Source organism: Dactylosporangium sp. NPDC049742 (assembly GCF_040674675.1).
GTDB classification, from domain to species: Bacteria; Actinomycetota; Actinomycetes; order Mycobacteriales; family Micromonosporaceae; genus Dactylosporangium; species Dactylosporangium maewongense.
In genome coordinates this window covers 2,740-5,451 of record NZ_JBFANF010000148.1, presented here as the reverse complement: position 1 = coordinate 5,451, position 2,712 = coordinate 2,740, and the positions used below count along the sequence as shown (strand labels likewise).

Annotated in this window: 2 rRNA genes (1 of these 2 only partly in view); both read right to left on the bottom strand. The window is 57.3% G+C overall.

The window, feature by feature from the left end:
- Window positions 1-3: 3 nt before the first annotated feature.
- Window positions 4-120 (bottom strand): 5S ribosomal RNA (rrf, locus tag AB0J72_RS58775).
- Between the two features lie 107 nt (window positions 121-227).
- Window positions 228-2,712: ribosomal RNA gene (locus AB0J72_RS58770) — 23S ribosomal RNA — on the bottom strand; it runs 733 nt beyond the window's last position.

The window sequence follows — 2,712 nt, the reverse complement described above, 5'->3', positions numbered from 1 at the left end:
TTTGTCCGGCGGCGTCCTACTCTCCCACACTCTCTCGGGTGCAGTACCATCGGCGCTGGAGGGCTTAGCTTCCGGGTTCGGAATGGGACCGGGCGTTTCCCCTCCGCTATGGCCGCCGTAACTCTATGAACCTGTCAACCACCGCACACCCCGGTCTGTTGGGGGTGCGTTCTGGTGTTGGTTCAGAATCACACAGTGGATGCGTTAGTCTCTATAACTCGTTGTATGAGGTCAAGTCCTCGGCCTATTAGTACCGGTCAGCTCAAACCTGTTACCAGGCTTCCACTTCCGGCCTATCAACCCAGTGGTCTAACTGGGGGCCTTAACCCTCAAGGGGTGGGATACCTCATCTCGAAGCGAGCTTCCCGCTTAGATGCTTTCAGCGGTTATCCCTTCCGAACGTAGCCAACCAGCCGTGCTCTTGGCAGAACAACTGGCACACCAGAGGTTCGTCCGTCCCGGTCCTCTCGTACTAGGGACAGCCCTTCTCAAGTATCCTACGCGCGCGGCGGATAGGGACCGAACTGTCTCACGACGTTCTAAACCCAGCTCGCGTACCGCTTTAATGGGCGAACAGCCCAACCCTTGGGACCTACTCCAGCCCCAGGATGCGACGAGCCGACATCGAGGTGCCAAACCATCCCGTCGATATGGACTCTTGGGGAAGATCAGCCTGTTATCCCCGGGGTACCTTTTATCCGTTGAGCGACACCGCTTCCACCTGCCAGTGCCGGATCACTAGTCCCGACTTTCGTCCCTGCTCGACCTGTCAGTCTCACAGTCAAGCCCCCTTGTGCACTTGCACTCAACACCTGATTGCCAACCAGGCTGAGGGAACCTTTGGGCGCCTCCGTTACATTTTAGGAGGCAACCGCCCCAGTTAAACTACCCACCAGACACTGTCCCTGAACCGGATCACGGTCCGAAGTTAGATACCCAAATCCAACAGAGTGGTATTTCAAGCTTGCCTCCACAACCACTGGCGTGGCCGCTTCACCGGCTCCCACCTATCCTACACAATCGAATTCGAGTACCAATGTCAAGCTATAGTGAAGGTCCCGGGGTCTTTCCGTCCTGCCGCGCGTAACGAGCATCTTTACTCGTAGTGCAATTTCGCCGGGCCTGTGGTTGAGACAGTGGGGAAGTCGTTACGCCATTCGTGCAGGTCGGAACTTACCCGACAAGGAATTTCGCTACCTTAGGATGGTTATAGTTACCACCGCCGTTTACTGGCGCTTAAGTTCTCCGCTTCGCCCCGAAGGACTAACAGGTCCCCTTAACGTTCCAGCACCGGGCAGGCGTCAGTCCATATACATCGTCTTACGACTTAGCATGGACCTGTGTTTTTAGTAAACAGTCGCTTCCCCCTGGTCTCTGCGGCCACCAACCGCTCCACCAGCACGTGGTCTCACCATCGGTGGCCCCCCTTCTCCCGAAGTTACGGGGGCAATTTGCCGAGTTCCTTAACCACAGTTCGCCCGATCGCCTCGGTATTCTCTACCTGACCACCTGTGTCGGTTTGGGGTACGGGCCGCTCGAAACTCGCTAGAGGCTTTTCTCGGCAGCATGGGATCACTGACTTCGCCTGAAACGGCTCCGCTTCACGTCTCACCCTCAAGCAGTGCGGATTTGCCTACACTGCGGGCTACACGCTTGCCCCGGCACAACCACCGGCCGGGTCCAGCTACCCTCCTGCGTCACCCCATCGCTTGCCTACTACCCCACAAGTTCCCAACATCAACCCATCCACCCGAAGGCTTCAAAGAATCCGGAGGTTAGTACATGAAGGTTCAGCATGGACGCTTCTACGCGGGTACGGGAATATCAACCCGTTATCCATCGACTACGCCTCTCGGCCTCGCCTTAGGCCCCGACTCACCCAGGGCGGATTAGCCTGGCCCTGGAACCCTTGGTCATCCGGCGGCAGGGTTTCTCACCCTGCTTTCGCTACTCATGCCTGCATTCTCACTCGCGTCACCTCCACGGCTGGATCACTCCGCCGCTTCACCGGTGACACGACGCTCCCCTACCCATCCACACACCTGGACCCTCAGGACGAACCATCAGGCCGGGTTATCATGTGAATGCCACAGCTTCGGCGGTGTGCTTGAGCCCCGCTACATTGTCGGCGCGGAACCACTTGACCAGTGAGCTATTACGCACTCTTTCAAGGGTGGCTGCTTCTAAGCCAACCTCCTGGTTGTCTATGCGACCCCACATCCTTTACCACTTAGCACACGCTTAGGGGCCTTAGCTGGTGATCTGGGCTGTTTCCCTCTCGACTACGAAGCTTATCCCCCGCAGTCTCACTGCCACGCTCTCACTTACCGGCATTCGGAGTTTAGTTGACTTCAGTAAGCTTGTAGGCCCCCTAGGCCATCCAGTGCTCTACCTCCGGCAAGAAACACGTGACGCTGCACCTAAATGCATTTCGGGGAGAACCAGCTATCACGGAGTTTGATTGGCCTTTCACCCCTAACCACAGGTCATCCCCCAACTTTTCAACGTTGGTGGGTTCGGCCCTCCACGCGGTCTTACCCGCGCTTCAGCCTGCCCATGGCTAGATCACTCCGCTTCGGGTCTAGGACACGCGACTGAACGCCCTGTTCAGACTCGCTTTCGCTACGGCTCCCCCACACGGGTTAACCTCGCCACGTATCACTAACTCGCAGGCTCATTCTTCAAAAGGCACGCCGTCACCCCAGACTTACA